The 26,966-nt window shown below is 65.4% G+C and carries 20 protein-coding genes; 11 read left to right on the top strand and 9 right to left on the bottom strand.

Features of this window, described 5'->3' with window-relative positions:
* Window positions 1–26 precede the first annotated feature (26 nt).
* The 9 genes from dpdE to dpdD are packed head-to-tail and all read left to right on the top strand — an operon-like array spanning window position 27 to window position 17,486.
* A complete protein-coding gene (gene dpdE / locus ABUL08_RS18010) occupies window positions 27–3,188 on the top strand; it encodes a protein DpdE (RefSeq protein WP_350931083.1) in 3,162 nt (1,053 codons plus the stop codon).
* Window positions 3,185–5,737: a protein DpdF gene (dpdF, locus tag ABUL08_RS18005; RefSeq protein WP_350931082.1), complete on the top strand. Its 2,553-nt coding sequence runs from the start codon at window positions 3,185–3,187 to the stop codon at window positions 5,735–5,737. The genes dpdE and dpdF overlap by 4 nt, the downstream gene beginning before the upstream one ends.
* A complete protein-coding gene (dpdG, locus tag ABUL08_RS18000) occupies window positions 5,725–6,636 on the top strand; it encodes a protein DpdG (protein ID WP_350931080.1) in 912 nt (303 codons plus the stop codon). Before dpdF ends, dpdG begins: the two co-directional genes overlap by 13 nt.
* Window positions 6,633–7,043: an ATP-binding protein gene (locus ABUL08_RS17995; protein WP_350931079.1), complete on the top strand. Its 411-nt coding sequence runs from the start codon at window positions 6,633–6,635 to the stop codon at window positions 7,041–7,043. The genes dpdG and ABUL08_RS17995 overlap by 4 nt, the downstream gene beginning before the upstream one ends.
* Complete coding sequence (locus ABUL08_RS17990) at window positions 7,043–9,706, top strand: hypothetical protein (RefSeq protein WP_350931078.1); 2,664 nt, start codon at window positions 7,043–7,045, stop codon at window positions 9,704–9,706. The genes ABUL08_RS17995 and ABUL08_RS17990 overlap by 1 nt, the downstream gene beginning before the upstream one ends.
* A 20-nt stretch (window positions 9,707–9,726) precedes the next feature.
* Complete coding sequence (locus ABUL08_RS17985) at window positions 9,727–10,392, top strand: hypothetical protein (protein WP_350931077.1); 666 nt, start codon at window positions 9,727–9,729, stop codon at window positions 10,390–10,392.
* Entirely contained in the window at window positions 10,385–14,812 is a 4,428-nt protein-coding gene (gene dpdJ, locus ABUL08_RS17980) for a protein DpdJ (RefSeq protein WP_350931076.1), read from the top strand. The genes ABUL08_RS17985 and dpdJ overlap by 8 nt, the downstream gene beginning before the upstream one ends.
* Window positions 14,809–15,339, top strand: a complete 531-nt coding sequence (gene dpdK / locus ABUL08_RS17975; RefSeq protein ID WP_350931075.1) for a phospholipase D-like domain-containing protein DpdK — start codon at window positions 14,809–14,811, stop codon at window positions 15,337–15,339. The genes dpdJ and dpdK overlap by 4 nt, the downstream gene beginning before the upstream one ends.
* Window positions 15,340–15,341: 2 nt before the next feature.
* On the top strand, window positions 15,342–17,486 hold the full coding sequence (dpdD, locus tag ABUL08_RS17970; RefSeq protein WP_350931074.1) for a protein DpdD: 2,145 nt from the start codon (window positions 15,342–15,344) through the stop codon (window positions 17,484–17,486).
* A 178-nt stretch (window positions 17,487–17,664) separates the two neighbouring features.
* Here dpdD and dbpB (ABUL08_RS17965) read toward each other — a convergent pair whose 3' ends face one another.
* From dbpB (ABUL08_RS17965) to ABUL08_RS17925, 9 genes are all read right to left on the bottom strand, one after another.
* The gene (gene dbpB, locus ABUL08_RS17965; RefSeq protein ID WP_350931073.1) at window positions 17,665–18,864 is read right to left on the bottom strand and encodes a DGQHR domain-containing protein DpdB; all 1,200 of its coding nucleotides are present in this window, start codon (window positions 18,862–18,864) and stop codon (window positions 17,665–17,667) included.
* On the bottom strand, window positions 18,848–20,089 hold the full coding sequence (gene dpdA / locus ABUL08_RS17960) for a tRNA-guanine transglycosylase DpdA (RefSeq protein WP_350931072.1): 1,242 nt from the start codon (window positions 20,087–20,089) through the stop codon (window positions 18,848–18,850). Before dpdA ends, dbpB (ABUL08_RS17965) begins: the two co-directional genes overlap by 17 nt.
* Window positions 20,086–21,228 carry a DGQHR domain-containing protein DpdB gene (gene dbpB / locus ABUL08_RS17955; protein ID WP_350938687.1) on the bottom strand — a complete coding sequence of 381 codons (1,143 nt, stop codon included), beginning with the start codon at window positions 21,226–21,228 and terminating at the stop codon, window positions 20,086–20,088. Before dbpB (ABUL08_RS17955) ends, dpdA begins: the two co-directional genes overlap by 4 nt.
* Window positions 21,228–22,232, bottom strand: a complete 1,005-nt coding sequence (locus tag ABUL08_RS17950) for a hypothetical protein (protein ID WP_350931070.1) — start codon at window positions 22,230–22,232, stop codon at window positions 21,228–21,230. Before ABUL08_RS17950 ends, dbpB (ABUL08_RS17955) begins: the two co-directional genes overlap by 1 nt.
* Window positions 22,229–22,588, bottom strand: a complete 360-nt coding sequence (gene queD, locus ABUL08_RS17945) for a 6-carboxytetrahydropterin synthase QueD (protein WP_313722841.1) — start codon at window positions 22,586–22,588, stop codon at window positions 22,229–22,231. The genes ABUL08_RS17950 and queD overlap by 4 nt, the downstream gene beginning before the upstream one ends.
* A complete protein-coding gene (gene queE / locus ABUL08_RS17940; RefSeq protein WP_350931069.1) occupies window positions 22,588–23,235 on the bottom strand; it encodes a 7-carboxy-7-deazaguanine synthase in 648 nt (215 codons plus the stop codon). The genes queD and queE overlap by 1 nt, the downstream gene beginning before the upstream one ends.
* On the bottom strand, window positions 23,232–23,933 hold the full coding sequence (queC, locus tag ABUL08_RS17935; RefSeq protein ID WP_350931068.1) for a 7-cyano-7-deazaguanine synthase QueC: 702 nt from the start codon (window positions 23,931–23,933) through the stop codon (window positions 23,232–23,234). The genes queE and queC overlap by 4 nt, the downstream gene beginning before the upstream one ends.
* A 218-nt stretch (window positions 23,934–24,151) precedes the next feature.
* Window positions 24,152–24,661, bottom strand: coding sequence for a flavoprotein (locus ABUL08_RS17930; RefSeq protein WP_350931067.1), 510 nt, complete (start codon window positions 24,659–24,661; stop codon window positions 24,152–24,154).
* Entirely contained in the window at window positions 24,658–25,845 is a 1,188-nt protein-coding gene (locus tag ABUL08_RS17925; RefSeq protein ID WP_350938686.1) for a helix-turn-helix transcriptional regulator, read from the bottom strand. Before ABUL08_RS17925 ends, ABUL08_RS17930 begins: the two co-directional genes overlap by 4 nt.
* A gap of 33 nt (window positions 25,846–25,878) precedes the next feature.
* On the opposite strand from ABUL08_RS17925, the gene ABUL08_RS17920 reads away from it, so the two are divergent.
* Window positions 25,879–26,709, top strand: coding sequence for an FAD-binding oxidoreductase (locus ABUL08_RS17920; RefSeq protein WP_350931066.1), 831 nt, complete (start codon window positions 25,879–25,881; stop codon window positions 26,707–26,709).
* On the top strand, window positions 26,706–26,966 hold the full coding sequence (locus tag ABUL08_RS17915) for a DivIVA domain-containing protein (protein ID WP_350931065.1): 261 nt from the start codon (window positions 26,706–26,708) through the stop codon (window positions 26,964–26,966). Before ABUL08_RS17920 ends, ABUL08_RS17915 begins: the two co-directional genes overlap by 4 nt.

Genomic DNA, 26,966 nt, shown 5'->3' with positions numbered 1-26,966 from the left:
TGGGCGATTATTCGTGACACCTCTCCATGTGTCTGGATTGCTGTATTGAAAGGCGCCCCTTGTCCGGATTGCCTACCACGTCGAACGCTTTCGGCCGGCCGAGGCTTGCGAGCGATGGAGGAAAATCGCATCTGGTCGGACGGATCGTGCGCGATCTCGAAGGCCATGATGGCCTTGCGTGGTGTGAGGCAGTCGAGGGTGGACGGGCGCACCTCCGCTACGTCGACCTACCGGGCGTTCGCGAGGAAGTTCGGAAAGTACCTGTAGCCCGGGTTCGTCTGGCGAGGCTCAGCCACGGCGCGCGGGTCTGGGTCAGGAGCACGACATACGGCTGGATGGCAGGCGAGGTGGCCGGCCATCTGAGCCACGGCCGCTACCTCGTGCGACTACATGCCGTGTCGGGCGACATCGCGCTTGAAGAGCAGCACCTGTTGGTGCGGTGGAACCAGCCACTGGTCGACCTGGTCGCTGCCGTCGCAGTTGGATTCTGTGATTCACCCGAGTACTACGAGGCGCGTTATCGCTTCCTTGATCAGTTGGTCCATCAGCGCGGTGTCGCCCGAGGTTTTACCGCCGCGCTGTCGGCGCCCATCGGGCTTTACCAGCACCAACTCGACACTGCCGCCAGGGTGCTGGCAGATCCAGTGCCACGCTATCTTCTAGCAGACGAGGTGGGGCTAGGCAAGACCATTGAAGCCGGCCTTGTTATCCGCCAGATGCTCCTCGATGACCCCGCGGCGATCGTGATGGTTTCCGCACCGGCCGAGTTGACGAGTCAATGGGAGGAGGAGTTGGCCGATCGGTTCCTCCTGGAGGAGGAGATTGACGCAGGAAGGCTGCAGTTGGCCTCCCACGAGCAACTAGCAGGCTACCGATCACTTGGGCATTTTGCGCTTGTTGTTGTGGACGAGGCGCATCGAACCGCCGATCTTCTCGACCGAACGCCCGCACTCCGCATTAACCTTTTGCAAACAAATGCCCTCCTGCTGCTGTCGGCGACGCCAATGCGGAGGAATCACGCTACCTTCCTCGACCTGCTCAACCTCATTGATCCCGTCGCATTCCCGAGGAACGACATAGAGGGCTTCCGAGAGCGAGTAGAACAACGCGAGAGAGAGGCCACCGGGCTTCAGTTGCTTTCGTCGCCCCGCACTGCCAGGCGCCATCGTCTCAGCGTTCTGAACAATCTGGAACTGCTGCACGGAACGGACTTGACAGTTCTCCGCCTCGTGCAGGAGTGCCGAGCGGAGGAGAACGCGGCGTCTCCCCGCTGGTCCGACCTGGTCAACTACGTGCGGGAAACGTACCGCGTCAGCAGGAGGATGGTCCGACATCGCCGGAATACGCCAGCCACTGAAGACTACCCAGTGGCTGGCCGGCGCACGGTCTTCGTCCGGCTTGATGACCCCGCCCGCCCAACAGTGGATGCGTTCCTAGAGCGATACCAGGAACATCTGGGGAGCCGAGCCAGTCGAAGCCTGTACGCGAGGGCGGTCCTCAACGGGTTAGGCGGACCACGAGCGCTTCTACGTCACCTGCAGTTGCGGCTCGCGGCATCGGCCGGGACTCATGAGTTCGTGCCTCCGAACGACCGGGCACTGCTGAAGGCAGCCGTGGCTCGCCTCCAACTGATGGACACGAACGTGCGCCTGCGCTCCAGTCTCGAGGCAGTACAAGGTCGGCTCGACCAGGACCTGAAGGTTGTGGTGGTGGCGACATCGCCTGACACGGCTCGGGAGTTCTACGAGCATGCCACCGCTCGCTGGCCGGGGCAGGTCGGCAGGCACTTCGGCGGTGCGGGTCAGAGCGACCACGAAGAGGTCGTGTGGGATTTCCTGTCAGCGTCGGCCGGCCAGGTGCTGGTCGGAGACCAGTCACTCGAAGAAGGCCGTAACCTGCAGGATGCACACGTACTCGTGAACTTGGACCTGCCGCTCGATCCGAACCGACTAGAGCAGAGGATTGGGCGCTTGGATCGATACAGCCAGCGTCCAGGTGCTGCTGAGATAGTTGTCTTCTCTGAGCCGGACAGCGATTGGGTCAGCGCACATCTACGCCTACTGGCCGACGGAATCGGAATTTTCGAGCAGTCCGCCGCGACGCTACAGCACAGGTTGGCCGAACTTCTGGATGAGGTGACCCAGCGGCTGCAGCAGTCCGGCAGGCATGCGTTCGATTTCGACCTCGCCGAACTGCGGGCCAACCTTGAGGAGGAGCGCGAAGAGGTCGACCTTCTTGAGGAAGTCGAGTCCGGCGCTCTTACATCCCACTTCGACCAGGCAGCCGTGGTTGAGCTTCGCGAAGCGGAACAGGATGTCGCCGAGTTGCGCGAAGCGTTCTCGCGCCTTGTCGGGAGGCGAGGAGGCGTCGGGCTTCACACTCATGGGGACCCGAACAAGAGCCTCGTGCATTTCGGCCCGGAGATCCACGGGCTTCCCGCCGATGCAGTAGACGAGGTACGCCCACTGCTCAAACGGCCCCGCGCGTACTCTCGTGACGCGGCCATCGCCCGAAGAGGTGCTGCCCCGCTACGACTCGGGGACCCCCTCGTCGACTGGCTTGCCGGATACCTTCAGCGGGACGAGAGGGGACGGGCACACGCCTTCGTCCGACTCTGCTCGGCGGTCGAAGTACCAACTCTCTGGCTGCATTGCGACTTCCTGGTGGAATTTGACGCCTCCCACGCGCAGGTCACCAGCGAAGCCGAGCGCCGGCGTTTGCGGCGCCGGGCTGATGCCCTGCTGCCACCAGCTATCGTTCGCACTTGGACGAGCGCCTCCGGCTACGCCCCAGCAGGCCTCGTGCGGAATGTACTGGGCTTACCGTTCGACCCGGGATCCGACGAAGTGTTGAGGGGCGAACTGTGGGAGAAGGTGTTGTCCGCTCTCCCTGACTGGCAGCAACTATGCCAGATGGCCGGAGAGACAGCCTATGACACCCTGCAGAGGTCGCCGGCGCTGGCGAGCGCACCGGCGGCCGCGGCGAAGCGGGCACAGGAGGAGGTAGCGGGGCGCCTCGCTGTGCTGCGTGCCAGATCGGAGCGGCTAAGTTCAGCTGCCGAACGTCTTGGCGCGCAGTTGGACCTTCAGCGCGAGGAGGCTCTCGGCCAGGCGCTGGAGCGGGGGATCGGGAAGCCCGCTGCGATCATGACTGCTTGCGGCGCGATTGTCCTCTGGCCGGCCTCATGACAGAGCGCGGGCCATCACTCGATCAGGACGAGCAGGTTCGTCAACTCCTGGCCTCCCCCGCGGTCGGTGCACCGGTCTTCGAGGACGATCTCTATGCCCGGGTGGCGCAAGTTGTCGGCGACGCCAAGAGCGCTGACCTCGACCTCGCTGTGCTCATCCGGCATCTCCTGCGGCGGTGGTCTCTGGTAGCCAAACGGAACGTGCGAGTCACCGTCTCCCCAGAGATCTCCGCCCAGCTATGCCGAGTGGCTGGCGTCGTAGACCTACGAGAGGAGTGGGGTGGCATCTGGTTCGCGCCTGCCTGGCAGCCCAAGTGGCTCGATCTGTCGGGAGGAGCACCGGACGCCGCAGCTGCGGCTGGCACCGAATTGGGGCAACGCTTTCACCAGGACGACCTGCCAGCCGACCCGTTCTTCGAGCGTTACACCGGACATTCGCAGTACCGCACCGCTGGCCAACGTGCCGCCTGCCGGGCCGTAGTGTCGGTTCCGGACGGCAGCAGCATCATCGCCATGCTGCCCACGGGCTCCGGTAAGACGGAGGTAGCGCTCTGCTTGGCGGAACGGTACCCGGACGCCGTAACCATCATCGTCGTGCCGACTGTGGCGCTGGCCTACGACTTCGAACGCCGGTTCCGAGATCACTACGCGCGCAGGAACCCCCGGGTGGACAAGTCCGCCCTGCATTTCGCATGGACTGCCAGCACGAACGAGGATCTGAGGCAAAGCCTGCGGCGTCGGGTCCTTGATGGCAAACAACCGATCCTCGTCACCTCGCCAGAGTCTGTCAGCAGGGCACTGCGCTCACTGTTGATGGAGGCTGCGTCCGGCGGTCGCCTCGGAGGCTTCGTCGTTGACGAGGCCCATCTGGTCACTCAGTGGGGGCGAGACTTCCGCCCCGAGTTCCGGACGCTTGGCAACCTTCGGGATGAGCTCGTGAAGCGGGCCGGGGAAGTAGGACATCCCAGCCCGACGACACTGCTACTCAGCGCAACTCTGGGTGAGCACGAACTGCGGGACCTGCGGGACCTCTTCGGATCCGCGGACACCTGCACCTTGATCGCGGCCAACTCCCTCCGGGCCGAGCCCGATATGTGGATCAGCGACGCGGACGACGACCAGCAGCGCGAGGAAAGGGTGCTTGAGGCCCTGGCGCACCTGCCGCGGCCAGCCGTGCTCTATGTCACCGCTCCGGAAATCGCCCAGCGCTGGCTGACTCGCCTACGCCACGCGGGGTATCGACGGGTTGCGACGGTGACGGGCGAGACCAAGTCTGACGATCGCGCCCGCGTGCTGGCCGACCTCCGTGCAACAGACGGCCAGCCAAGCAAGGTAGACCTCGTCGTCGCCACGTCGGCCTTCGGCCTCGGTATTGATTACGGACATGTTCGGGCCGTCGTGCATGCCTGCCTGCCCGAGACGGTTGACCGGTGGTACCAGGAGTTGGGTCGGGGTGGGCGCGACGGCGACGCCTCGATTGCGCTCCTGGCGACTGCCCCGCAGGACCGTCGAGAGGCTGCAAGTCTCGGGATCACGGTGCTCACCGCCGATACTGCTCGAGAGCGATGGTCAGACCTCTGGCGCCACCGTCGAGAGTTGCGCGGGACGTCTTTCCTCGATCTGGAAGGCAGCCGCGGTGTCGGCCGGGGATCGTACAACCGCCGCTGGAATGCCCAACTCGTTCAGGGCCTCGTAGAGTTGCGTCGGATTGGCCGCTTCCAGGTCGACGCAGAGGATCTGGCCGAGTTGATCGGGGACGGGGACGATCAGCAGGCCGACTGGACGGCCGTGAATCTGACTCAGGGCGACCTCGCCACCGCTCAGTTCTGGTCGCAGGAGTGGACGCCATGGCAGAAGGCTGAGGCTGGGCGCTCTATCCAAGCCCTGGAACTCATGGAGTCGGTCGCCAGGCGAGACGTACGGGCTTGCGAGGCGATCGCGCAGGCGTACCGTCCAGACAAGGAACTCTATGCGCTGTTCGGCCAGGCAGCCCACTTCGTCGAGCCCGCCTCGCCGTGCGGGCGGTGCCCAGGTTGCCGAGCATGCGGGGAGAACAGGGCGGACGAACGGCCGCCTTGGCCGCCCCAGGCGTGGCCACTTCCAGGCGATATGATGGCTGACCTCAAAGACCTCGCGGACGCCGCGGGCGCCCGTGACGGTCTCATCTTCCTCCTGACGGACGACCATGAGCGAGTCACTCCACCGCTCGCTCGCGCACTGGTCCGCCGAGGCGTCCGGCACATCGCCGGGACTGTCGGAGGTCTTGTAGAGGACCCTGATTGGCTATTTGTCGACCCCTCGCCTGTCACTCCAAGCGACCTGACGCCCTGCTCTTCCTTTGTGGTTTGGCCACCAGGACGCCGCATCCCGAGATCCTGGCTGAGCCCGCGAGCCCGAATGTCTCGGCGGCTCGCCGCTCCTCCGGCATTCGATGTGCTGCTGGTGGCGAGTGGGGCCACCATCGGAAGTAATGAGGTGGGGCGGGATCTCGCGGGGCTCGACGCCGACACCGCCCTGCACATTCTGGGGAGCAATTCGTGGACTATCTGAAGCGGCACGTACTCGCAAGCGTTCCCGCATTGCTAGTGATCAGCCGGTATCTGGCGACGCAACTCGACGGTGTGGAAGAGAACGAGTTGCAGAGGGTGCTGCGACCAGTGGCCATGGCCGAGACGCGTGGCGTCTCGTCCGCTGGCGACGACCCCTCAAGCGTCCTCACTTCATCTTTGAGCGTTGGCGAGGACCTGGGGCTGTTCGACAGCGAGCGCGGCGGGCGTGGGCGACGCATATGGAAGCTGACAGACAGCATCCGGAGGGAGGTTGGACCACTCCCATCCGCAGACTCCCGCGTTTTTCGCAGCCTGGTCCTCCGTTTGCTCTCATCGCGAGCGCTGGAAGAGGTGAGGGCCGGGAACAAGCCGTCCGACGTTGCGCTCGCCCTAACCTGGATCTTGCTACGGGATCCAATGGAACCTCTTTCGTTGAATTGGGACAAGGGGCCGGAGACCGCGTTCGAGAAGGCCGGCATGCGCAACGCTGTTGAGAACGTTGAGCAGTGGGGAGCCTTTCGGCGGTGGATCCGGTCCCTCGGGATAGCGACGGTCGCACAGGTCGGCAGGCAGGATGCCTACCTTCTGGTAGACCCCACCAGGGCACTGCTTGACGTCCTCGACAGACTGCCGCGGCAGGAACGCGCGGAGCAGTGGTTCCGTCAACTACATGAGATCCTGCCCGTGCTCGGCCATCCGGCCCTCATTTCGGCCCTGCCGCAAGGCAGCGTACGACCTCAGGGAATTTCCGCCTCGGTAGCGCTAGCCGCACAGAAGCTGAAGCGCCGAGGAATCCTCGATCTCGCCCCATCGGCCGACGCGAGCACCGCAGCCGTCCTCCGGATCGGCGACCAGAGTTGGCGGATTGGGCAGGTACTTGTTGCGGAGGTGGCCGCATGACCAGCACGATGAAAGGTTTCCGCTGCTGGACAAACGCGGACGTCCGCCAGACGGTCTACTCCGACATCGGTGCATTGCCCATCGATGCAGGCGCAGTCTTCCTCGCGGCGCACACGCCCATGGTCGTGTCGCACCGCAGGGGGGAACAGTTACCGGGCGATGGTTCCGACGAGCGTCAGGTCCTGGGCGCCCTTCAGGCGCACATCGGAGATCCCGACCGGAATACGCTAATCGCGGTCACCGGTGAATCGGGAGCGGGCAAGAGCCATGTGGTGCGGTGGGTCAACGCACACCTAGACCCAAGTCCTCGCTATCACGTCCTCTACGTGCCGCGTGCAGTGCAGACCATCCGCGACCTACTCCGGCGTATCGTCGCTGGTCTCCCCGGCAGTGGGGGCAGGACCTGATGAAACGCATCGACGCGGCCGTGGGGAAGACGACGCCCGCCGAGTTGCAGGACCGACTCCTGGAGGAAATGCGGCTCGCCCTTACCTGGACGCTCGAGTTGCAAGCAGGAAGCAACGACGAGGACCCGGACAAGCGGAGCGCTCGGGAAGAGCGCAACAACCTCCTCGGAGAGTCGGACGAGAACGGAAAGCGCCGGGACGGCCTGGCCGACCTTCTGGTCCTGACGCAGGTGAACCGAGCCCTTCTCCGGTCAGGTGGATTACTCGATCACGTCGTACAGTCGATCTTCGCGCAGACATCCCGTCGGGACGAACAGCAGGAGCGGTTCGAGGACGCGGATTTACCATTGCGTGTGCCGGGTGTGCGCAGAGAATTGGCTCGAAACGGTAACCTTCGCGTTCTGTGGGATCAGATCACGTTGGATCCCGAGCCGGCATTGCGGTTGCTGGATGAGGCACTGCGCAAGGCCCTACCCAGGACCATCGGCCTGCACGACCACACGGGCGAGACCCTGAGCCTACTGTTCCAGCGCTCCCGGCAAGCGCTCCGCCAACAGGGGCGCGAACTGGTCCTCCTCTTCGAGGACCTCGCCCAGTTCGGTCTGGTCGACGGTGAACTGTACGACCAGTTCGTCATTCAACCCGGGCCCGACATGGCTCCGCTACGCGTCCTCTTCGCGGTGACCGAGGACCGCTACGCAGACTTCCCAGAGACGGTACAGACGCGCATCACACATCAGTTCAAGGTCGGCAACTTCCCCCTCGAGGATCGTGACGCCTTCCTGGCCCGCTACCTGAACCTCGTCCGCCTCGGGCGTAAGAATGTCGATTCTGCCTGGTCTGCGGCGCGCAGCAGTGGAACAGAGGACTGGGTGCCCAACGCCTGTGATACTCGCGAGGAGGGGTTGCCGTGTCGGTTCCGCAGTCAATGCCACGTGGGCTTCGGCAACACGTATGTTCCAGGACTGGGCGAGGTCGGGCTCTATCCGTACAACAGCACTGCACTACGGCGGTCTCTTGAGGCCCGTGGCTCAGGTGCAACGCCGAGGCAGATCCTGGACATCTGCGTCTCAGAGGCGCTCGTCGAGGCCGAACCCCACATCGTGCGCGGCACCTATCCCCACGAGCGCGTGCGCGAGCGTTTCGACTTCAAGGTCCAACGTGGGAAGGAGATTCTGCTCGGTGGCCGAATCGGTGACGAGGCAGAGCGGCTGTATCGAGCCCTCGTGATTTGGGGAGACGAAGAGCCCTTACCGCCCGCCGTTGCCGAGGCCTTCGGGCTCGACAACGGCGCGGCACGCCAGCAGCAGCCAACGCCTATCATCCCGCCCAAGCGCCGTGAGGAACCCCCGCAGGCGCAACCGAGTCCCCTCTTGCATCTCTTTCAGTGGCAGAACGGTGAGCGGCTTCCGGATAGCCAGGTAGACCTCTACAGGGACATCCTTCACCGTCTCGTGTCCTCCCGCCTCGATCTTGACCAGGACTTGTTCCACACTGCGACTGCGAACACCGCGGGTGCCGAAATTCTGAGCGGTCTCATTAGCCGGCAAACGTTCGACTTCGGCTCGGACGCTCGTGGTCGATCTGCCGGTGCCGGGAAACTTCGCTTCGAACTACATCGCAGTGCGGAGGACATCCGGGTCCTGATCGCGGCGCGGTGGTTCGTGGACCACGGGCACTGGCTCTCAGACAAGGGCGGATGGCCGTGGCCAGAGGGCTACGATCCGGTCGAGATGATGATCAGCCTCGAGGAGCGGCTGGATTACTGGGCTGAGCTCGTCCGGACGGCGTTCCGGGATTACGTCGGTGGACGGGACCTGGCGTGCGCGGCGGTGGGCACCCGAGCAGTGGCGCTACTCGCCGCCGGAGCCTCGCCCGACCAACTTCGCGACGTCGGCGCTGTGCTGACTGGGACCGCCGGAGCGGTCATCAAGAGCACATCGGGCTGGGCGGGTGTGGATAGCGTCGCACGCGATGTGCTGCGCGATGTACGGGCGACTGACCTGGTGGGACAACTCGCGGCGGTGCGGCAGGGACCGACCGGCAAACCACAACTCATCGATGCTGCGGAGCTAGAGGCTGGCCTTCAACGAGTGCTCAACGCACCTGCAGAGCACCTTAACGCTGTGGCGACGCGATACGTCGACGCTGCGCCAGTCGTCGCCAAGGCGGCCCGGGACCTGCTTTCCGCCATGGAGGGAGAGACCGAAGGTTTCCTGGCGGAGGTGGCTGCGGCCGTCAAGGAGTTGGCCGGCGGCCTCGAAGGGCAGGCGCCGAGGTCCGTTGCCCAGGCCGCGAAGGAGGTAGGAAAGCGTGCTCTCGACAACCACCTGTTCCGTCCTCATGACGGCTGGTTCACGTTCAGCAACGCGCTGGACCGGCTCGAGGAACTACCAGCCGACCTTCCGCTCGACTGGCACGCAAACCTGGGAGCGTCAGCCGTGCAAGAGGCCCTAAACGTCCAGCACTGGGCACGAAAGGCGGTCTCGGGAGCCCAGGACCTCCGATTGGTCCGGCAAAACATGGCAGCGACTCGTCGGGAGTGCACGCACAGCGGAGGGCAGGCCGGCGATCTGGACCACCTGTCGGCGACAGTGCGCCGGAAGCTCGGTCAGCTTGAGGTCCTGCTCCAGGCGCTGAGTAACCCCAGAGGCGAAGAGTGACTAACGCCACGAAGTGGATCTTGGAAACCCGCGTAGCGGTCGACCAGGCCAGCGGCACCCTGCGGCTGGAGGCCGACCTTGACGCGCTTCGCCAGTTCGACGAGCAACTTGACGATGCCCTACGGGAGCTCACGGCATTGGCTCAGGCTGCAGCCCTCGGAAGTGGCGACTGGTGGGCTCCCGTGGACCCCACACCGGACCTCTGGACTCAACTTAGGTCGGCACAACGTGAGCTGGACACACGGCAGTTGGGTTCGGTCCTACGCCTGCTCAACGGGTTGAGGAGTCAGGTACGGGAGGCTGTACGAGACGGGTGGAGCGATCACGTCGCGTCGCAGGCCGGTAATGCACTCGAACTCCGAGACCTGGTGAAGGCACTCGCCGGCGTCGAGGGTCTCGAGGCTGTAGCGCCCAAATTGGATGCAGCCCTCGTCCACCTGGCGCGGCTTCAACGTAAGCCGCCCGACGCTGACGCGGTGCGGGTGCTCGCGGAGGTCACCCAACTCCTGATACTGCTTGAGCAGCGGCTGCCTGCAGCGGTGAAGGGGTTTGTCTCTGCAGCGACACGGGGCGGCGCCGCACTCGACCTCCTCGACGATGACGTGCGAAGTTGGCTTGTCGACAACAACGCTCTTCACAACTTCCGGGTGGTGCCGGGGCGGCCTCAGGATGGCAACAGTGGGTGAACCGGCGCTCGAGGCGCTCACGGCCATCGAGCTTCATGAGGCGGAACTGCTCGCGTGGGGAGCAGTTGGCGCCGAGTGGACTGAAGACGAACTCCTGGCGCTGCTGGCGGACCATGGCGAACCGACCCAGTTGCTAAGTGACCTGGTTGATGCCGCGCTCGTTGTCCGCTCCCCGGCCGGCGGCTACCGGTCCCGCAGTGCCGAGACCGTACGTCTGCTCTCCATGTTGCGTCAGGCATTCCCGGGAAGGCGAGTTACCGACGGCCGGCCACTAGTGCTGGATTATCGGTTCCTCCATCGGCCGCGTAGGCGTCCCAAGCGGGACGTAGCCGCCGGAAAAGTACTCACGGAAATCCGCGGGTCGCTTGGTCATGCAGGCCTCGCCACGGCGAAGCGGATCATCCCGGCGTGGCTGTCCGGATTCCAGCAGCGGAGTACAGCGGCCGTGCTGGAGGCGCTGGTCAGCGGTCAGCAGGCGGGAGCGATGGTCACCGCTGGGACCGGCAGTGGGAAGTCCTTGGCCTTCTACCTGCCATTGATCAGTTGGTTGGCTGACCAGACGGCCGCGAGGCGGAGTGGGTCACGAGTCGGCACACTCGCTCTGGCCCTCTATCCCCGTAACGAGCTATTGAAGGACCAACTGCGAACGCTAGTCGGGTACGCGAAGCGCCTCGGCGAGACCGACCGTTCAGAGGGCGCGACATTGAGCGTCGCGACTTGGTTTGGTCCCACGCCCGCCTCCGCCTACCACGTTCAGAAGGGCTGGGCTGAGGGCTGGGAGAAGCGCGGAAGAGGCTACGTTTGCCCGTATCTGCGATGCCTCGAGTGCGACGCGGAGTTGGTATGGCCTGAGGCTGACTGTCGTGCTGGCGATGAGCGGCTGGTCTGCGCCTCCTCCTCCTGCAAGGCGGAGGTGGAGGGTAAGTACCTCAGGCTGACGCGCGATCGGGCACGGCAGCAGCCAGCCGATCTCATGCTCAGCACGACCGAGTCGCTCAACCGGCAACTTGCCGCTCCAGGCAACCTCGGTGCGTTCGGTATTCGTCCGGCCACCCTCGCCGCCGTCCTGCTGGACGAGGTTCACACGTATGAGGGCACCGCCGGGGCGCAGAACGCCCTCCTGCTGCGCCGGCTCAAACACCGGCTCGGCCGTACTCCGGTGTGGGTTGGCCTGTCGGCGACGCTGCGTCACGCGGGTGACTTCTTCTCCCGGCTCGTGGATCTGCCGCCCAACGCCGTCACTGTCGTCGAGCCAGACGTCGGCGAACTGGAGGAGTCAGGGGCTGAGTACCTCCTAGCGCTTCGCCACGACCCACACTCCGGGACCGGTACGCTTTCCACCACCATTCAGGCCTGCATGGCGCTCGCCCGATGCCTCGATTCCACCGGGGATGACCCGTTCAACCCACCGCCCTCGTCCGGCGGCGCTTTCGGCAGTCGGCTGTTCGCCTTCACCGACAAGCTAGACAGCACCAACCGTCTCTACTGGGATCTTTTGGACGCCGAAGGCTGGCGGTGGCCCGGGAAGCTTGTCACACGTCGCCCGCAGACCCTCGCGCACCTGCGCGGGGCAAAGCAGGGACGGATGGCGGCGAACCAACGGGAGGCCAGCGGTGACCGCGATCCCGACGGGCAATGGTGGTGGCTGGCAGACCACCTGGGTCACGGCGTGGAGGCGGATCGACCCTTGCAGATCGGACGTACCAGTTCGCAGGATCGGGGAGTGGCCACCACCGCCCAGGTGATCGTCGCGACCGCAACCCTCGAGGTCGGGTTTGACGACGACCGGGTGGGCGCGGTCCTGCAGCACAAGGCGCCACACGACGCCGCGCAGTTCCTGCAGCGCAAGGGCCGCGCCGGACGAGTGCCGTCGATGCGCCCGTGGACCGCGGTAGTGCTTAGCGACTGGGGCCGGGACCGCCAGGCGTGGGACGCGTACGAGGCCCTGTTCGACCCGGACCTACCGCCGAGAAACCTTCCCATCGAGAACTTCTACGTACTGCGGATCCAGGCGGTCTACGCTCTTTTCGACTGGCTGTCCATAGAGTTGGGTTACGCCGCCGGTGAATCGACCTGGGAAGACCTGGCGGGTCCCGCCGCAGCGCTGTTCCGCGAGAATCCCAAGAAGCAGTCAGAGGCGTGTAGCCGGCAGGCGGCCCTGTCGACTTTGCTCGATCGGCTGTTGCGCCCTGGCCCGGAACGAGAGCGGCTCCGGCGCCACCTCCGGGATGCGCTCGCCATCGGCAAGGGCGAGTGGGCGGACAGCGTGGTCGACACCCTCCTGTGGGACGCGCCCCGGCCCCTGCTGCTGGCGGTGGTGCCGACGATGCGTCGTCAATTGCGAGACCAGTGGCGTGGCGAGGAGCCACTGGAAGACGACGCGGGGTTGCGGACGCGCACTCCTCTGCGGCAGTTTGTGCCGGGCAACCTTTTCGACGATCTGCTGGTCCCCGATGTCGAGTTGCAGGTACCCGGGCGCGGTGGCGAATTGGAGGTCGCGCACCTCCCGGCACTGAGGGCGCTGAACGAATTCTGCCCGGGCAACGTGAGCAGGCACTTCGGCGTGTGGGCGACGAACAAGCGGCACTGGCTGCCGCTGCCCACTATTGCTGCCGGTGACCAGGAGTTGCTGGTCGACGTGGAGAGCACCTACCGTGCGGCGCTGGTGGACCTGATCGACGAGGGCGACGACCGGGTCGCCGTCTATGCGCCGACGGCCGCAGCCTTGGAGCCTGTCCCGAACAGCGTCCGGGACGCGTCCAGCGTCCGCCCCGAGTGGCAGTTCCACGTGTCAACCCTCGGCGCTGGCTCCCCGGTCAGGCTGACCCGGCGTGTTAGTCGGTTGCTCGACGCGCTCACCGCCCACCTCCATGTCCAAGGCGGTGGGGTTCGGACAGTGCGGTACGCCAGGACAGCACGCGGGACGGTGTGGGAGCCCCGCCCTCGACCGGTCGCCCTGAGCTTCCGTATTGCCGGGGAGCGCGGATGGCTGCCGGCCGCCGTGGGCGTGGACGTGCAGTGCGACGCCATGGAAGGCAAGGTCCGGATCCCCGACGAGATCCAAGTTCCCACTGCCCAGGAGCGGTCGCAGCGCCTACGGCACCGGCTCGAGGTCGAAGCTGATTTCCCGGACACCATGTCAATCTTTGACCGCGACACTTTCGTTGAAGTAGTGCTTCTCGCCGCTGCATCGGAGCAGGTCGAGAACGGGAAGCCGTTGGACGAGCCAGGTCTAGAGGGTGCGTTGCGGCAGGCAGCCGAGACTTTGGGCCTGACGGTTGATGACGAGACCGGCGAGCGAAACGAGAACGACGAGCGGCGCTGGGAGAACTGGCTCGGCGATTCCGCGCTGCTCTCTGCTGTGCGCGACGCGTTGCGGGAAATTCCGGGCGATGTCCGTTCGCCGGCATGGACCACGTGGTGGCGCAGGCGATTCACCCTATCGGTGGCTCAACTCGCCCTGGCTGCGCTCTCGACGCTATGTCCCGGCGTCGACACCGATGACCTCATGGTGGACTTGTCCTCCGAAGACGACACCGTGTTTTGGATTTCGGAGCCCTCACCTGGTGGGACGGGCCACGTCGAGGCATTCCAGCGGCTACTGGCGGAAAATCCCGAGGCGTTCGCTCACGCGCTCGAGGACGCACTCACCCCGTCTGAGGCGGAGACGATGGACGAGGAGCTCAGCCTGCTGGTCCATACGGGGGCAGCGGAGGTCCGGTCGGCGCTTGACGAGCTCCGGGTCTCTTGGCGTAACGGTCACGCTGTTGTCGCCCGGGCAATTGAGCGCGTGGACGAGGCGGCACAGGCGTACGGGCTGGCCCTGGGTGGCGCAGCCCGCTCCGCGCTGAGCACCCGCCTTGCCGGGCCGGGTGCCCATCCTCGTCTCTTGACGGAAGTCGCGTCATGGCTGGATCTGCGAGATCAGGCGGCCGAGCAGACTGGAATCGAGGTGAGTGCCCGGACGCTCGGGGCACTCCTGGCCGACCACGTATACCTCGACGAGGTGCTGCACCTTGGAGCCGGGGTGACCGCCCAGCGACGGGCTCGCGCGGTATCCAACGTACTGTGGCCGTGGGGCCAGACCGCCCAGCCGACTGTCGCATCAAACTCCTATGCTCCCCGCCTTGCGGCGTCGTTTCCCCTCGTGCGGGACCACGTGGACCTCGGACCGGTCGTGTTCGACGTCGCGCCGTGGGATGACAAGCGGCGTAAGGAACTCCACGAACTGCTGATTGAGCAGCGTGAGGTGGCGCTGCGGGTCGGGCACGCCAGTCGAACGGTACTGCGAAATACCCTCCTGGACCTACAGACCCAACCGATCGAAGTCGGGGCCCTCCTGTGCCATCCGGTGGTCCTCGGCGTACGGAAGACCGGTCTCTTCCTGGAAGCCCGGGTATTGCTACGGGAGGCACCGTGAACAGGATCATTCGTAAGTCCAAGGCGCAGAGCGCGAGCGAGGTACTGGACCTGCTCGGCGCGCTGTTCGCTGCGGAACTCGTCAGCCCCAGCAAATGTCTCTGGCTGGTGTCGCCGTGGATCTCCGACGTTGAGATCGTCGACAACCGCGGCGGCACCTATCCGGCCCTGACCCGCTACGGCCGCCGGTGGATCCGGCTCGCCGAGGTCGTCACCAGCTTGGCTGCGGAAAAGACGCAGGTCGTGATTGCCACGACGTCCGACGCACACAACGATGCCTTCCGCCGTCGCATTGAACGGCTCACCGTCGACATGCGGGTTACCGACCAGGTCTCCATGATCATGAATGCCACTCGCGGCCTGCACACCAAAGCCCTGACCGGCGATGACTACGCCCTGGCTGGCAGCATGAACATCACCTACAACGGCATCCTCCTCAACGAGGAGCAGGTGGAGTTGAGACGCGATCCCGCCTACGTCGCCCAGGCGCGAATGGACGCTTTCGACCGCTTCGGGGGTGCACTGTGACGGTGCTGGAAGCGCTGCGGGCTGGCCTGGGAGACCTGACCCGCTTCAAGGGCCTCGGCCAGCGCGTGGAGATGCTTGTAGAGGGACAGGCAAGCGACTGGGTCAGCGGTATCGGCGGCTGGTTGGTCATCCCGCTTCAGCGCGACCCTCAGGGGTTCTACCTGCTGTCCGAGGATCGGGAGGGGCAGCGCCGGGGACGCGAGGTGTTACAGGCGTTCCTCGGTCCGGCGACCGCCACCATCGAGGCGGTACAACTCTCCACCGCGGAGCAGGCCGACCGGTCACTGCGGGTGGCGGGCCTAGGGCAGGTGTCGTACGTGCGCCGTGCCGCTGTCGCCCCCGTGGAGTTGCTCGACCGGCTGGAAGACGCCGTCGCGACCGTCAGGGGGAGGGACGCACGGGTACGCCCGATCCGGCACTCGCACATCGACCTGCTGCGTGACTTCCGACTTGCTCTGCTGCAGCGGGACAGCCGACTTGCCGAGCAGGCGCTGCAGGACCTGCGCCTGACCGGGCAACTCAGCGCCGAAAATCTCCGGTTCCTGCGCATCGAACTGCTCGGCGAACTCGGGCGGTGGACCGAGCTCCGCGAGCTGCCGTACCTGGCCGAACTGCTGCGGACGCGTCGGTCTCGTGCGGTCAACGAAGTTCTCCTCGAAATGCTGTGGTGGACCGAGGTAGCCGACCTATGCGCGGCCGGTGTCACTCCACAGGACGTGTACGAAAGCACTGGACTCGGCGCCCGCTACGGCTCCCTTACCGCCGCGGTCGACGTCCCGGGCAGCGCAGGCGGCCGTGCTGTCGCCGCCATCGACGCGCTGACCCGAGGTGACGACGAGCGACTTCATCGATTGCTGCACGTTGCTGACGAGGGCGAACGGGAGCGGCTGCAACGGTTGGCCGCGCTCGCGCAGCATGTCGCGCCAACAACAACCGGCGGCGCCGATGTCCGCGCCTTGTTCGAAGACGGACAGTACGAGGCCGTTATTCAAGCGTTCCTCAACACCGCCGCCCCTGACATCGCAGAGTTCGCCGTCCAGGCCGTCCTCGACATCGAGGACAGCGCCAACGGGTCCACCGTGCTGGACGTCGTTCAGACGCTCGTTGCGGAGGAACGTGTAAGCCTCGACCGGCGGCTGAGCCGCGATATCGAGGACCTTACCCGGTTCGTCGACAGCACATGCAAGGGCTGGGTCGAATGGTCCGCCCGGCTGAGCCAGGACGAACGCTGGCCGGAGGCGGCGGAGGTCCTGCGTTCGCAGCACGCACAGTGGGAGGGACTAGGAACGCTGCAGGCTTCCAAGCTGAGCGAGCTTGCGAGCGGCGTCTTGGATGCCTGGACTGGTGTCAATGCGGACCAGGTGGCGATCGTGCTTGACCTCCTCTGTCTGGCCGCTGCCGACGCGTGCTCGGCCCCACAGGCCTTGGAGTTCTGCGACACCGTCCTGGTAGTGCTAGCGGACCAGGAAAACATGAGCGCGCCCGTACGCGAGGCGTACCTCGTTCTGCTCGATCAACTACTGCAGGCGGCGCCAGCGGAGACGCGTTATCGGGAGCTGCTGGACCAGGTGGACGCGCTCTGGCGGCGGGTTGCCTCGCCAACGGTGTTCGACTGGGGTCTCGGCCTGGTCGAAGTCCTGCTTAGTACTCCTGCTCCTGATCTCGGCAGCCGGGCCGCCACCGCGATGGCGGTCCTGGGTAGGGGCCAGGACTTCCAGAAGCGGCTCAACCTCCGACAGCGCTCGGAGTTGGAGGTGCTGGCCGAAGAGGTTGGCATGCCGCTTCAGATCGTGCAGGAGCCGACAGAGGAGACCGACGGAACGTGGCGACAGCTTGATGGTCGAGTAGTCGGGCTGTATTCGCTCCTACCGAGAGCGGCAGAATCCCTTGAGAAGCGGCTGTCGCGGCTGTGCTCGCCTAAAGCGGTGGAGGGAAATGCCGACACGGTCTCCACAACGGCCCTGCAGTCGCTCGCGCGTCGCGCTGACTATCTGATCGTTGACACCTGGCATGCCTCCCATTCCGCTACCGGCGCCATCGATGCCGCACGCCCAAGAAGCAGACAGATATTGCCGCGGGGGCGTGGGGTGACTTCATTCCTGCAGGCGTTAGAGCAATCGCTTCCCCTGGCTGCAACTAACTCCTAGAACGCCAAGTCGTGCGCGGATCCCTGCTGTTTGCCCTCTTTGCCCCGCATTCCGCCGGGCAATGCTTGTCCTTTGCCCTGCCCAGTAGTAGGGCCAAGGACAACCGGCAAATTTTAGCGTCTGGTCGCAGCCAGTCCGGCGCTAGCTTCCTGAACCTTGGTGTCGACGGGGGGTGCGGCTAAAAGAGCCGGCTTGACCGGTCGTGCCGCCTTCCCTGCTTAGAATAATATGTGGAAACCAGGAAGTCGGTGATTCGTTGAATATCCCGAGGAGTGTTCTGGACATCGTTCCAGCGGCGCGGAATTCCGTCGCCCAGATCCCACGTGCCCTCGGTCCAGCGACAGTAATCCTTTACGGTCTTCAGTCCGGCGGCGAATCCCTGAGTGTCCGGCACGTCCTCGCCGCTGCCGATTGTGTCGGCGATGGCGTCCATCAGATAGCCCATGCTGATGATCCCGGCGCCGTGCATCAGGCGCGACTTGCGAGGGGGTTTGCCCCAGGCATCCTCACCGAATACCTCCCGCACGGCTGTCCAGAAGTCGCTCAGCACGGTCACCATCAGTCCAATGTTGGGCAGTACCCCGTCACTTCCGCGGAACCGGTACAGGACACCATCCGAGATGCTGTTCTCGAGCATGCGCAGCATGGAGTTGTCCTTGATGACGCCCGTGGGATTGGTTGGCGTCTGAATCATGTGACGTAGCGGCGAACGCTCTTCGAAGTTCAGTCGTTCAAGGACCGTCGCGGGGAGCTGCCGCACGCGTAGCTGGTTCGGCAGCGGCCCAGACGCGGCCGGGAGCAACTCGTGAATCAGGCCCTTGGGCAGTGGCTTAGTGGAGTTGACGAGGATGAACTGCGACCGGTGGTCGGCCTGGTCGACGGTGATGAAGGCGGTGACGCAGATCGGGAATGCCGAGACCTCCGCATCGCGGATGGCCGCGCAACGCTGTTGGCCGTCCACGATGAAGCCAGGCTTGTCGGCGTCCTCCCAGTCCTCACTCACGGGTACCACGAGGGTTCCCATACGGACGTAGGCGGGTCCGTCGCCGGCGGTGTCGGCAGGGAGGAAGCGAACTCGGTCGTCGAAGGCCACGACGATCGCGTTGGGCAGCAGTGGGCTGTCGTCCGACTCCACGTAGCGGCGGATCGCAGCCACGTGCGCCAGGACCTCAGGCCGTTGGTACCCGTGCAGTTGCTGCTGACTGTCGCGCCGGACCCGCGAGACGGCGGCGAACGACGGAACTTGCTTGCCGTCCACCGCGAACGTGTACAGACGGCGGTTCGGTCCCTGCCTAATCTCAAGAGCCGGAAGATGTAGAACGTTCCCATAGCCCGCGGCCACGGCGCTCTTGTCTCCATGGTTAGTCACGATCGTCATCTCCAAGATGCCTGCGCAGTCGCTGGCCGAATACGTGTAGGTTGTGGAAGCCGCGGCGCTTATTGCGCTCCGCCCCACGGAAGATGATTGTCTCGATGCCGACCTTCTTGCAGATCGAGCAGTCGCAGGCCTGCCACGGCCGATTTTCGAGCGTATCGCGGTATTGGCTGCTCCTGTTTGCCTTGCCGTCCCACACCGCGCTATAGGCGTCCAACGCCTCCAGGGCGGCCTCGACGGCGATCTCGCCCCTATCGAATTCGCGAAGGCGGGCCAGCGCGGCCCGTTCCAGTTGCATGGCTCGCCCTTGGCTGATTTCACCGGAGCGAATCCGCGCCTTGAGCTTCGCGTTCCCGTCGACCTGAGGGACGCGAAGCGCCACATAAGTCCGGTCGAGCGCGTAGTAGTTGTCCCGGTCGTCCTTGAACGCCTGGCGGAAGGGCGACGTACTATCGAAGCTCGTTACGCCGTGGCCAGCGAACGTCGGAATTTCGTCGACGCGGCTGATGCCTAGGAGGTGCAACTGGGTGTCGGGCGCACGCACATCGTCGATGGCGCGGAGGCAGGCGAGGATTTCCTTCGTCTTCAGCGGCACCATGCCGCCGACCGCGATCCGTCGGTACCCGATCCGTTGCAACTCCACCACCGCATAGGCGTATGACTCCGGGCTCCAACCCTGAGTCACCCCGAGGGGTGTGAAGTGAACGTCGCTGGCTGAACAACGTTGCCAGAATTCTGCGGCGAGATCGAGGGTGATCTGTTGCCGTCGGACCCACTCCTTGGCTGCCTCGTCGGTACGAAGGACCTTCGGCTCGTACTGGAAGATGACGTGGTCGACGGAGATGCCGTAGTCGAACCCGCACCCTTCGTAGAAGCTGACGACCTCTTCGACGGTGTAGGGGGGGTACTCCTCGCCAACGTACGAGAAGGCTCCACAGTCACCCATGATCTTTAACGGTGCGCTGCCATGGTCGAGACGGAAGAACTCACGTGCCCCTTGCCGGTAAAGCCGGTGGCGCTGGGGCAGGGTGTACTTGCCGGTGCTGGAGCCGGCAGTACCGTCCACGATTGCCTTGGAGACCAAGAGACCGTTGAACGGCGGCGGCTTGAGCACTTCGTGGGCGTACAGGTCATCGCGTTGACGCACTCGGAACGGGTCGCGTTCCTCGGTTTGAAAGTCGAACGTGGGGTCTACCTGGTCCTGGCTGTCGGGAAAGAAGAACTTCATCGAATTCCCGCCCGTTCGTTCAGGTAGACGCGGATGAGGTAATTGGACAATTCCTGCACATGGCGGGACACGTTCTCAATCTCGTTCCAACGAAGGTTGAGTTCGTCCCACCTTCCTCCCGTCCATTGGCAATGCGGCGCGACCACGGCGAGGTGTTTGCTGATCAATTCGGGCGCCTCGGGGAGGCGTGGATCAACCGTGCCCAGCACGCGATCCATCAGCCGTCCCATAGCCCGTATGCCGGCCCCATGCATGAGGCGGCTCTTAGTGGGCGGCTTGCCCCATGCCTCGGGGAACGTCTCACGCACTACTGACCAATAGGTGCAGAGCGCCTGGAGGATCCCGTCGAAGTCAGTCTCGTTGCGGGTGACGTCGCGGTAGGGGAAGAGGCAGCCCGCCGGCGAAATGAGGCTCTCTTGGATCATCTCGACAACGACGGTGTCTGTGATCACAGCGTTCGGTGCCTGCTGCCGGTTTGTCGATGCCCGCTTAATCAGCCCGTAGAACGGCGACGCCTTGTCGGCATTAAGTACGTCGCACAGCGCCGAGGGTGCCTTCCGCATTGCGAGTCGAGGTGGTAGCGGGCTGTCGACCTCCGGCAGGAGTTCGGTCACCAGGCCGCGTGGCAGTGGGCGGGTGTTGTTGATGCGTAGGAACTGGTCGCGCTGGAAACCGACGCTGTCCGCTACGAACGCCGTCACTGGTACCGGAAACTGCTGCCGTTGGGTGCGGGACAGCGCTAGGGCTCGCTGCTGTCCGTCGACGATCCATGCGGGCTTCGGCTTGCCGGATTGCGGCAGGGGAATGCTAAGTAGCCCGGAGGTCGCGAGTCCATCTGCAGCACCTGGCCCTCTGCTCGACTGAAACCGGACGCTGGACGATAGGGCCAAGATGATGGGGTTGGGGAAGACGGCAGCCTCGGTGTCGAGGTACTCGACGATCTCTTGTATGTGCTTCCGCACCTGCGGGCGTTGGTAGCCGATTAGCTTCCCGGCGTCGTCCCGGCTGACGCGGGAGATGTCTGCGATTTGGAGTACCTCTTCTGCCTGTAGTGCGAAGAGGTAGAGGGCTGGAGTGCCCGGCTGAGCGATTCGCAGCGCACGGCGTGCGATGTTCTTCGAATCATGTGAGGGCGCCATCAGCACTGCACTTCCAGCGAGATCTCATCGAACAGTTGCTTAAAACGTGCCTGCTCACATGACTTGCCGGAGTTTCGTAGTTGTCTGAGCAGGCGCGTTGCCGAGGTCGGCCCGGCCGCCGCCAGTGGCCGGATGAAGGCCTTAACCTCGTCGTCGGTCATGCGCTCACGGTGAGTCGGAGGCGGCGGCGGGGGCGCGGCGGCTGCCAGTTCGTCGGCCAACACCCGGAAGTACGAGCGGTGGTGGGTGCGAGGCTCCGCGGTGACTCGGCCCAGGAGGCGCTGCGCAACGCGGACGTTAAGGGCCAGCAGACTGCCGCCGACTGCCGGTCTCATGCGAGCGGTCACGCCGACGACCAGTTCGTCCAAGTCTGGGTCCGCCTGAGCCGGCCCAACGATTGTCAGCCGTTGCGGGTCCCGTAGCCGCCCCGCCGCCCTCAGGAGGTCATCACTGCACGCCCGAAGGTAGGTATCCGATAGAACGGCGATGATCGTGTCGTCGGGATTCATTCGGGCCAGGTGGTAGAACGATCGGGGCGTACCGGGTTCTGGGCCAACCCACTCGCTTAGTGCCCGCCACCAGGCGCGGTTCTCGGTCGAAGCTTGTCCGACCGAGTCTGCTTCGCGCAACGCGAAGGTCGCGCCGTAGGGGCGAAGCTGCGCGGTGGCGGGGATCAGTCCGTACCCCGCGGAGCAGATCCAGAGTTGCGTCTCGACGCTTCTCGGGTTGACCAGCTGACGTGCCACGGCCCAGTGCTCGCCAGCATAGAGCGACGTTGCGGCAATGGAAGGCTGGCTAGGTTCGGACAGTCGTCGGGTCCACTCTGCGAGCTTCTGTCTAGGTGCGTAGTTCGACAGTGCTCTGATCTGAAGCGCCGCAGGCACTGCCAGTTTCTTGCGGTTTGCGCAGGTGACGACGATATGAACGCGGGCTGGTGCCTGCGACGGGCTGTTGCTATCTGCAGGGACACCCGGCGAACGCTCGTCGGCCGTCGCCTCCGTCACGAGGCATCGCCCCGGTAGACGGCGCCCGAGGTGCAGGTCTCCCTGACCATGATGGCCGACAGTGGCAGTTGATCGACAAGTCTCGCCCAGATCCATTGCGCCAGCACTTCGCTGGTCGGGTTCTCGAGGCCCGGCACCTCGTTTAGGTAGTAGTGGTCCAGTTGGTCGAGGAGGGGCCGGAATGCTGCCTTGATGTCGCCGAAGTCCATCACCCATCCGGACGACGCTCCGACTTCACCCCGCACATGTACTTCAACGCGATAGGAGTGCCCGTGGAGGCGAGCGCACTTGTGCCCCTCGGGCACGTGCGGCAAGCGATGAGCAGCTTCGAAGGTGAACTCACGGAAGATTTCCATCAAGCAATCCCGATGTACTTGTGTGTCTGCAGGCTCAACGACCATTGAGGATGGGCGAGGCAATAACTGATGGCGGCCCGGGTGTTCGCCGTTTGGTCGGGCCCATCCATCGGCTGAAGGAGAAAGTTGGCGAAGTTCAGACCTTCGAATCGTTCAGGCTCCGCTCCCGGTTGGGGGTAGACAAGCTTGAGATCATGACCCTCGGTGAGGACCAGTTCGCTGCCGGCCTTCGGGCTAACGCAGATCCAATCGATGCCAGCGGGTGCGGGCCGCGTCCCGTTCGTCTCGATAGCCACCTCGAAGCCTTCCTCATGAAGGGCGTCGACAGCAGCAGCATCGAGTTGCAGTAGCGGCTCTCCGCCAGTGCAGACAACGTATGGTTTGCTCCTCGGGTGGGCTGCACCGGCCCACGCCTTCGCCACCGCTGCCGCCAGGTCCTGAGCTGACCGGAAGCGCCCCCCTCCTGGCCCATCAGTGCCTACGAAGTCTGTGTCGCAGAACTGACAGATGGCGCGATGGCGCTCGGGCTCACGGCCCGTCCAGAGGTTGCAGCTGGTGAACCGACAGAAGACCGCAGGCCGTCCGGCATGCGTGCCTTCCCCCTGGAGGGTATAAAAGATCTCCTTAACGCGGTACGCGGGTCTCATGCGGTGCTGCCGACAGCAGGGTCTGACATGCCGAGTTCAGCAAAGCCGCGGGTGCGGAGCAGGCAGGAGTCGCAGGTGCCACAGGGCCGGCCTTCAACGGGGTCATAGCAGCTGTGGGTCAGCGAGTAGTCAACGCCGAGGCTGAGGCCCAGCCGGATGGTGTCTGCCTTCGTCAGGTCGATAAGCGGAGTATGAATCTTCATCCGCTGGGTGCCCTCGACACCTGCCTTGGTGGCTAGGTTTGCCATCCGCTCGTACGCCTCGATGTATTCGGGTCGGCAGTCCGGGTAGCCGCTGTAGTCGAGCGCGCTTACGCCGATGAAGACATCGGCTGCTCCGAGGGTTTCTGCCCAGGCAAGTGCGAACGACAAGAAAATGGTGTTCCTAGCCGGCACGTAGGTGATCGGGATCTCGTTCCCGATAGCGTCGGCGCTGTCGTGGTGGGGCACGGCGAGGTCGTCGTCGGTCAGCGCGGAACCGCCGAAGACCCTAAGGTCGATGTCTGCAACAACGTGTCGTGTCGCCCCGAGAGCCTTAGCAACCCGTGCGGCGGCTTCGAGTTCTACCGTGTGACGTTGACCGTAGCGGAAGCTGAGGGCGTTGGCCTCGAACCCCTCCTTGACCGCCACAGCGAGGGCGGTGGCTGAGTCCAGTCCACCGCTGAGCAGTACTACCGCTTGCGGCTTGGATGCCGACATCTGAGGCTCCTCGCTTGGTCGATGGCCGAGAAACTGCAGTGGGTTACTCCGCAGCTGATGCGCAGTTATTGCTCGCAGGTTGCGTCACGTTACCCGAGTACTGCGCGTCGTCGAAAGGTGGTCAGGGCGTGTCAATCGACATCCAGCAGCCGCTCCCAGGACACGGCCCGCCGACACATCGGCTAGCTGGGGCAGTGCGGGAGGTCAGCGGGAGGCAGCTACGGCCGGAAGGGCTGCACAAGGGCTCGAAGCATGTCCACAACCGTCCGCCATGCCGGTGCGGCGGGAAGCGGCCTCACGCCAACGCCCGCTGCTTGGAGTAGTCGGAGGTGCGCGTTGTAGCTTGGATGCGAGGCAAGCTGCGCCTTGACGTTGGGGAACGCGTACACCGGAATGCCAGCGCCGAGCGCCTCGTTGAGGACGCCGAGCGCGAGTGTGTCGTTGATCCCCAGCGCCCACTTGTTGATGACGTTGAACGTCGCCGGTACCACGGCAACCGCATCCGCCGGCGGATGCGGCTCCGGCTCGCGCGGCTTGCGCCACTCCACCCGCACGGGGTACCCCGTCTGCCGCGCCAGCGCCTCTCGATCGATCCAGGTAGCAGCAGTAGGCGTGAGCGTCAGGCAGACGGTCCACCCGTCCTCCTGCAAAAGCTCAATCAGCTCGCCGATTCGCAGCACCGGCGGCGCGGCACAGGCGACTAGCGCCAGAACGCCCCGACCGCTCACGCCAGCAGCCCGGCCCGCTCTGCCAGCGCTCGTAGCCCCGGCGTCCCCACCCGCCGCTCCTTGGCCAGCAGTTCGAGTAGCAACGTACGAGCCTGAACGTTGGCGTGCACCATCTCGGCAGCTACCCGCTCCGCCTCCAGCAGGTGCAACACGGAGACGGACCGGTCACCCGACGACATCAGCGCCGCAGCCGCCAAATCGACGTGCACCTGCGCCCGCCGACCAACCAGCACCGCCGGCAGCCGCGATGTGTCGAGCAGCGTCCCGATCTCCAGCGCCTGGCCAGCGTTGCCAGCACGAACTGCAGCGGAGACGGCGTGAATGACGACGTTGGTAGGGCCAAACCCGGTCCACAGCCGGTTCCGGTCCGCACCAAGCATCGCCGCCAGCCCCTCGGCCTCCTGAAGGAGCTGACTTGCCTCTTTGGCGCTGCCCCGCCCGGCGGCCATCACCGCCGCCAACAGCAGCAGAGCGCCGCGAGCCGAGAGCAGGTCAGGGCCGACGGGAGAACCGGAGGCTGCCAGTCGTTCGATGCTGGATCGCACGACGTGCTCTGCCTCGGCGGCGCGACCTGGCAGCCGCATGAGCCCACACGCCACCTGGTAAGCCGCTACCGCCGTCAACGCCTGGTCCTCGGCGATACGCGCTGCGGTGGAGGCTCGATCGGCGGTCAACAGGGCGGTGTCAGCGTCACCCACCTTGGCGGCCAGCTTCGAGGCGGCGATGTAGGCGGCGGCGAGCAGCCGAAACGCGCTGCTTCGGTGCATCCCCGCAGCGTTGCTGGTGAGGTTGGTCGCCTGACCGAGCACATCGGGTAGGAGCCGAGCCGCTGAGGTGTAGCTCGCCCGCTGGTAGCGGCTATGCACCCGGCCGACAGCTCGCCGCACGTCGAGAAGCGTGAGGGACGGCTCGGGCAGATGGGTCGGCAGGTAGGTCGTTAGAAAGGCGCGGAGGCTGTCCAGCAGTTCCGGGCGGGTGGCACCGGACGCGGGACTGCGAGTGTCGTCTCCCATGGCCTGCCCTCGATGTGCTGCCACTGACACGTCGACGAGCATGTCGTCGAGCTGTTCGAGCGTAACGCCCAATGCGGAGGCGATTCGAGTTCGATGCCACGGCTGGGGGTCTGTCTCGGCGTTTTCCCAGCGCACAACCGTTGACCGTTCTACGCCGAGAAGGTCTGCCAGTTTCTCCTGGCTGTAGCCCAGGGCTTTGCGTCGTTGACAGAGTCGGTGGCCGCGCTGCGCCGGCTCGCCGCGACGGACGACCCCCCGGAGCGGTCGGCGCTGCTGACCGTGCTGGGCTGCGCCTCCGGGTGGCGGGAGGTGGAGGAGGCCGCGGCGCGGGTGGGTGACGGCCCGGCCTGGTGGCCGGCCGAGGTGGTCGACCACGATCGGGCCGCCGACGGCGTCGCCATCCTCACCGTACGTCCCTGGCGGCGGCTGCCGTTCCGACCCGGTCAGGCGGTGCCGGTCTGCACGCCGCGCCGGCCCGGCCGGTGGCGTTGGCTCTGCCCGGCGAACGCGCCGCGCCCCGACGGCACCGTGGAGCTGCACGTCCGCGCCGTCCCCGCCGGGTCCGTCTCCACCACCCTCGTGCATGAGGTACGCCCCGGCGAGCTGCTACACCTCGGCCCGCCCGTCGACACCGGCCTGAGAGTGACCGGCGGTGACCTGCTGCTGGTGGCCGGCGGCACCGGGCTGGCCCCGCTGCGCGCCCTGGTCGAGCAGGTCGCCGCCGACCCCACCGGCCGCCGGGTGACCCTGGTCGTCGGCGCCCGCACCTTCGCCGACCTGTACGACGCGGTCACCCTCGACAAGCTCCAGGCAGCCCGCGACTGGCTGACGATCGTGCCCGCGTTCTCCCACGACATTTTCGCCGAGCCGGCCGACCAGGGCGACGCCCTCACCGTCGCCCTCGACCACTGGACCGACCAGCAGGTGTACGTCTGCGGCCCGCCCGCGATGCTGGCCGGCACCCGTCGGCGGCTGCTCGCCGCCGGGATCCCCGCCGACCGGCTGCATCTGCCCGACCGGGTCCCGTGGCGATGACCGTCCACCGCAGCCGCCACGCCCTGGCCGGGCCGCTCACGCCCGACCGGATCGCCGCGCTGCGGCTACCGGTGGCCCGGCGCGGCTACCGGGTGGAGGACGTGGACGCCCTGCTGCACCGGCTCACTTTCGAACTGGCCGAGCGGACCCGCCAGCTCGTCGACCAGCGCGCCGAGACCCGGCGGATCAGCGGCGCGCTGCGCAGATGGCAGAGCGAGCAGGCCCGGGCCCGGGACGCCGCCGAGTGCCGCCGGTAG

This window comes from Micromonospora sp. CCTCC AA 2012012 (assembly GCF_040499845.1).
Taxonomy (GTDB): Bacteria; Actinomycetota; Actinomycetes; order Mycobacteriales; family Micromonosporaceae; genus Micromonospora; species Micromonospora mangrovi.
The sequence above is the reverse complement of the archived record's forward strand: the minus strand, read 5'-3'. Positions and strand labels throughout refer to the sequence as shown.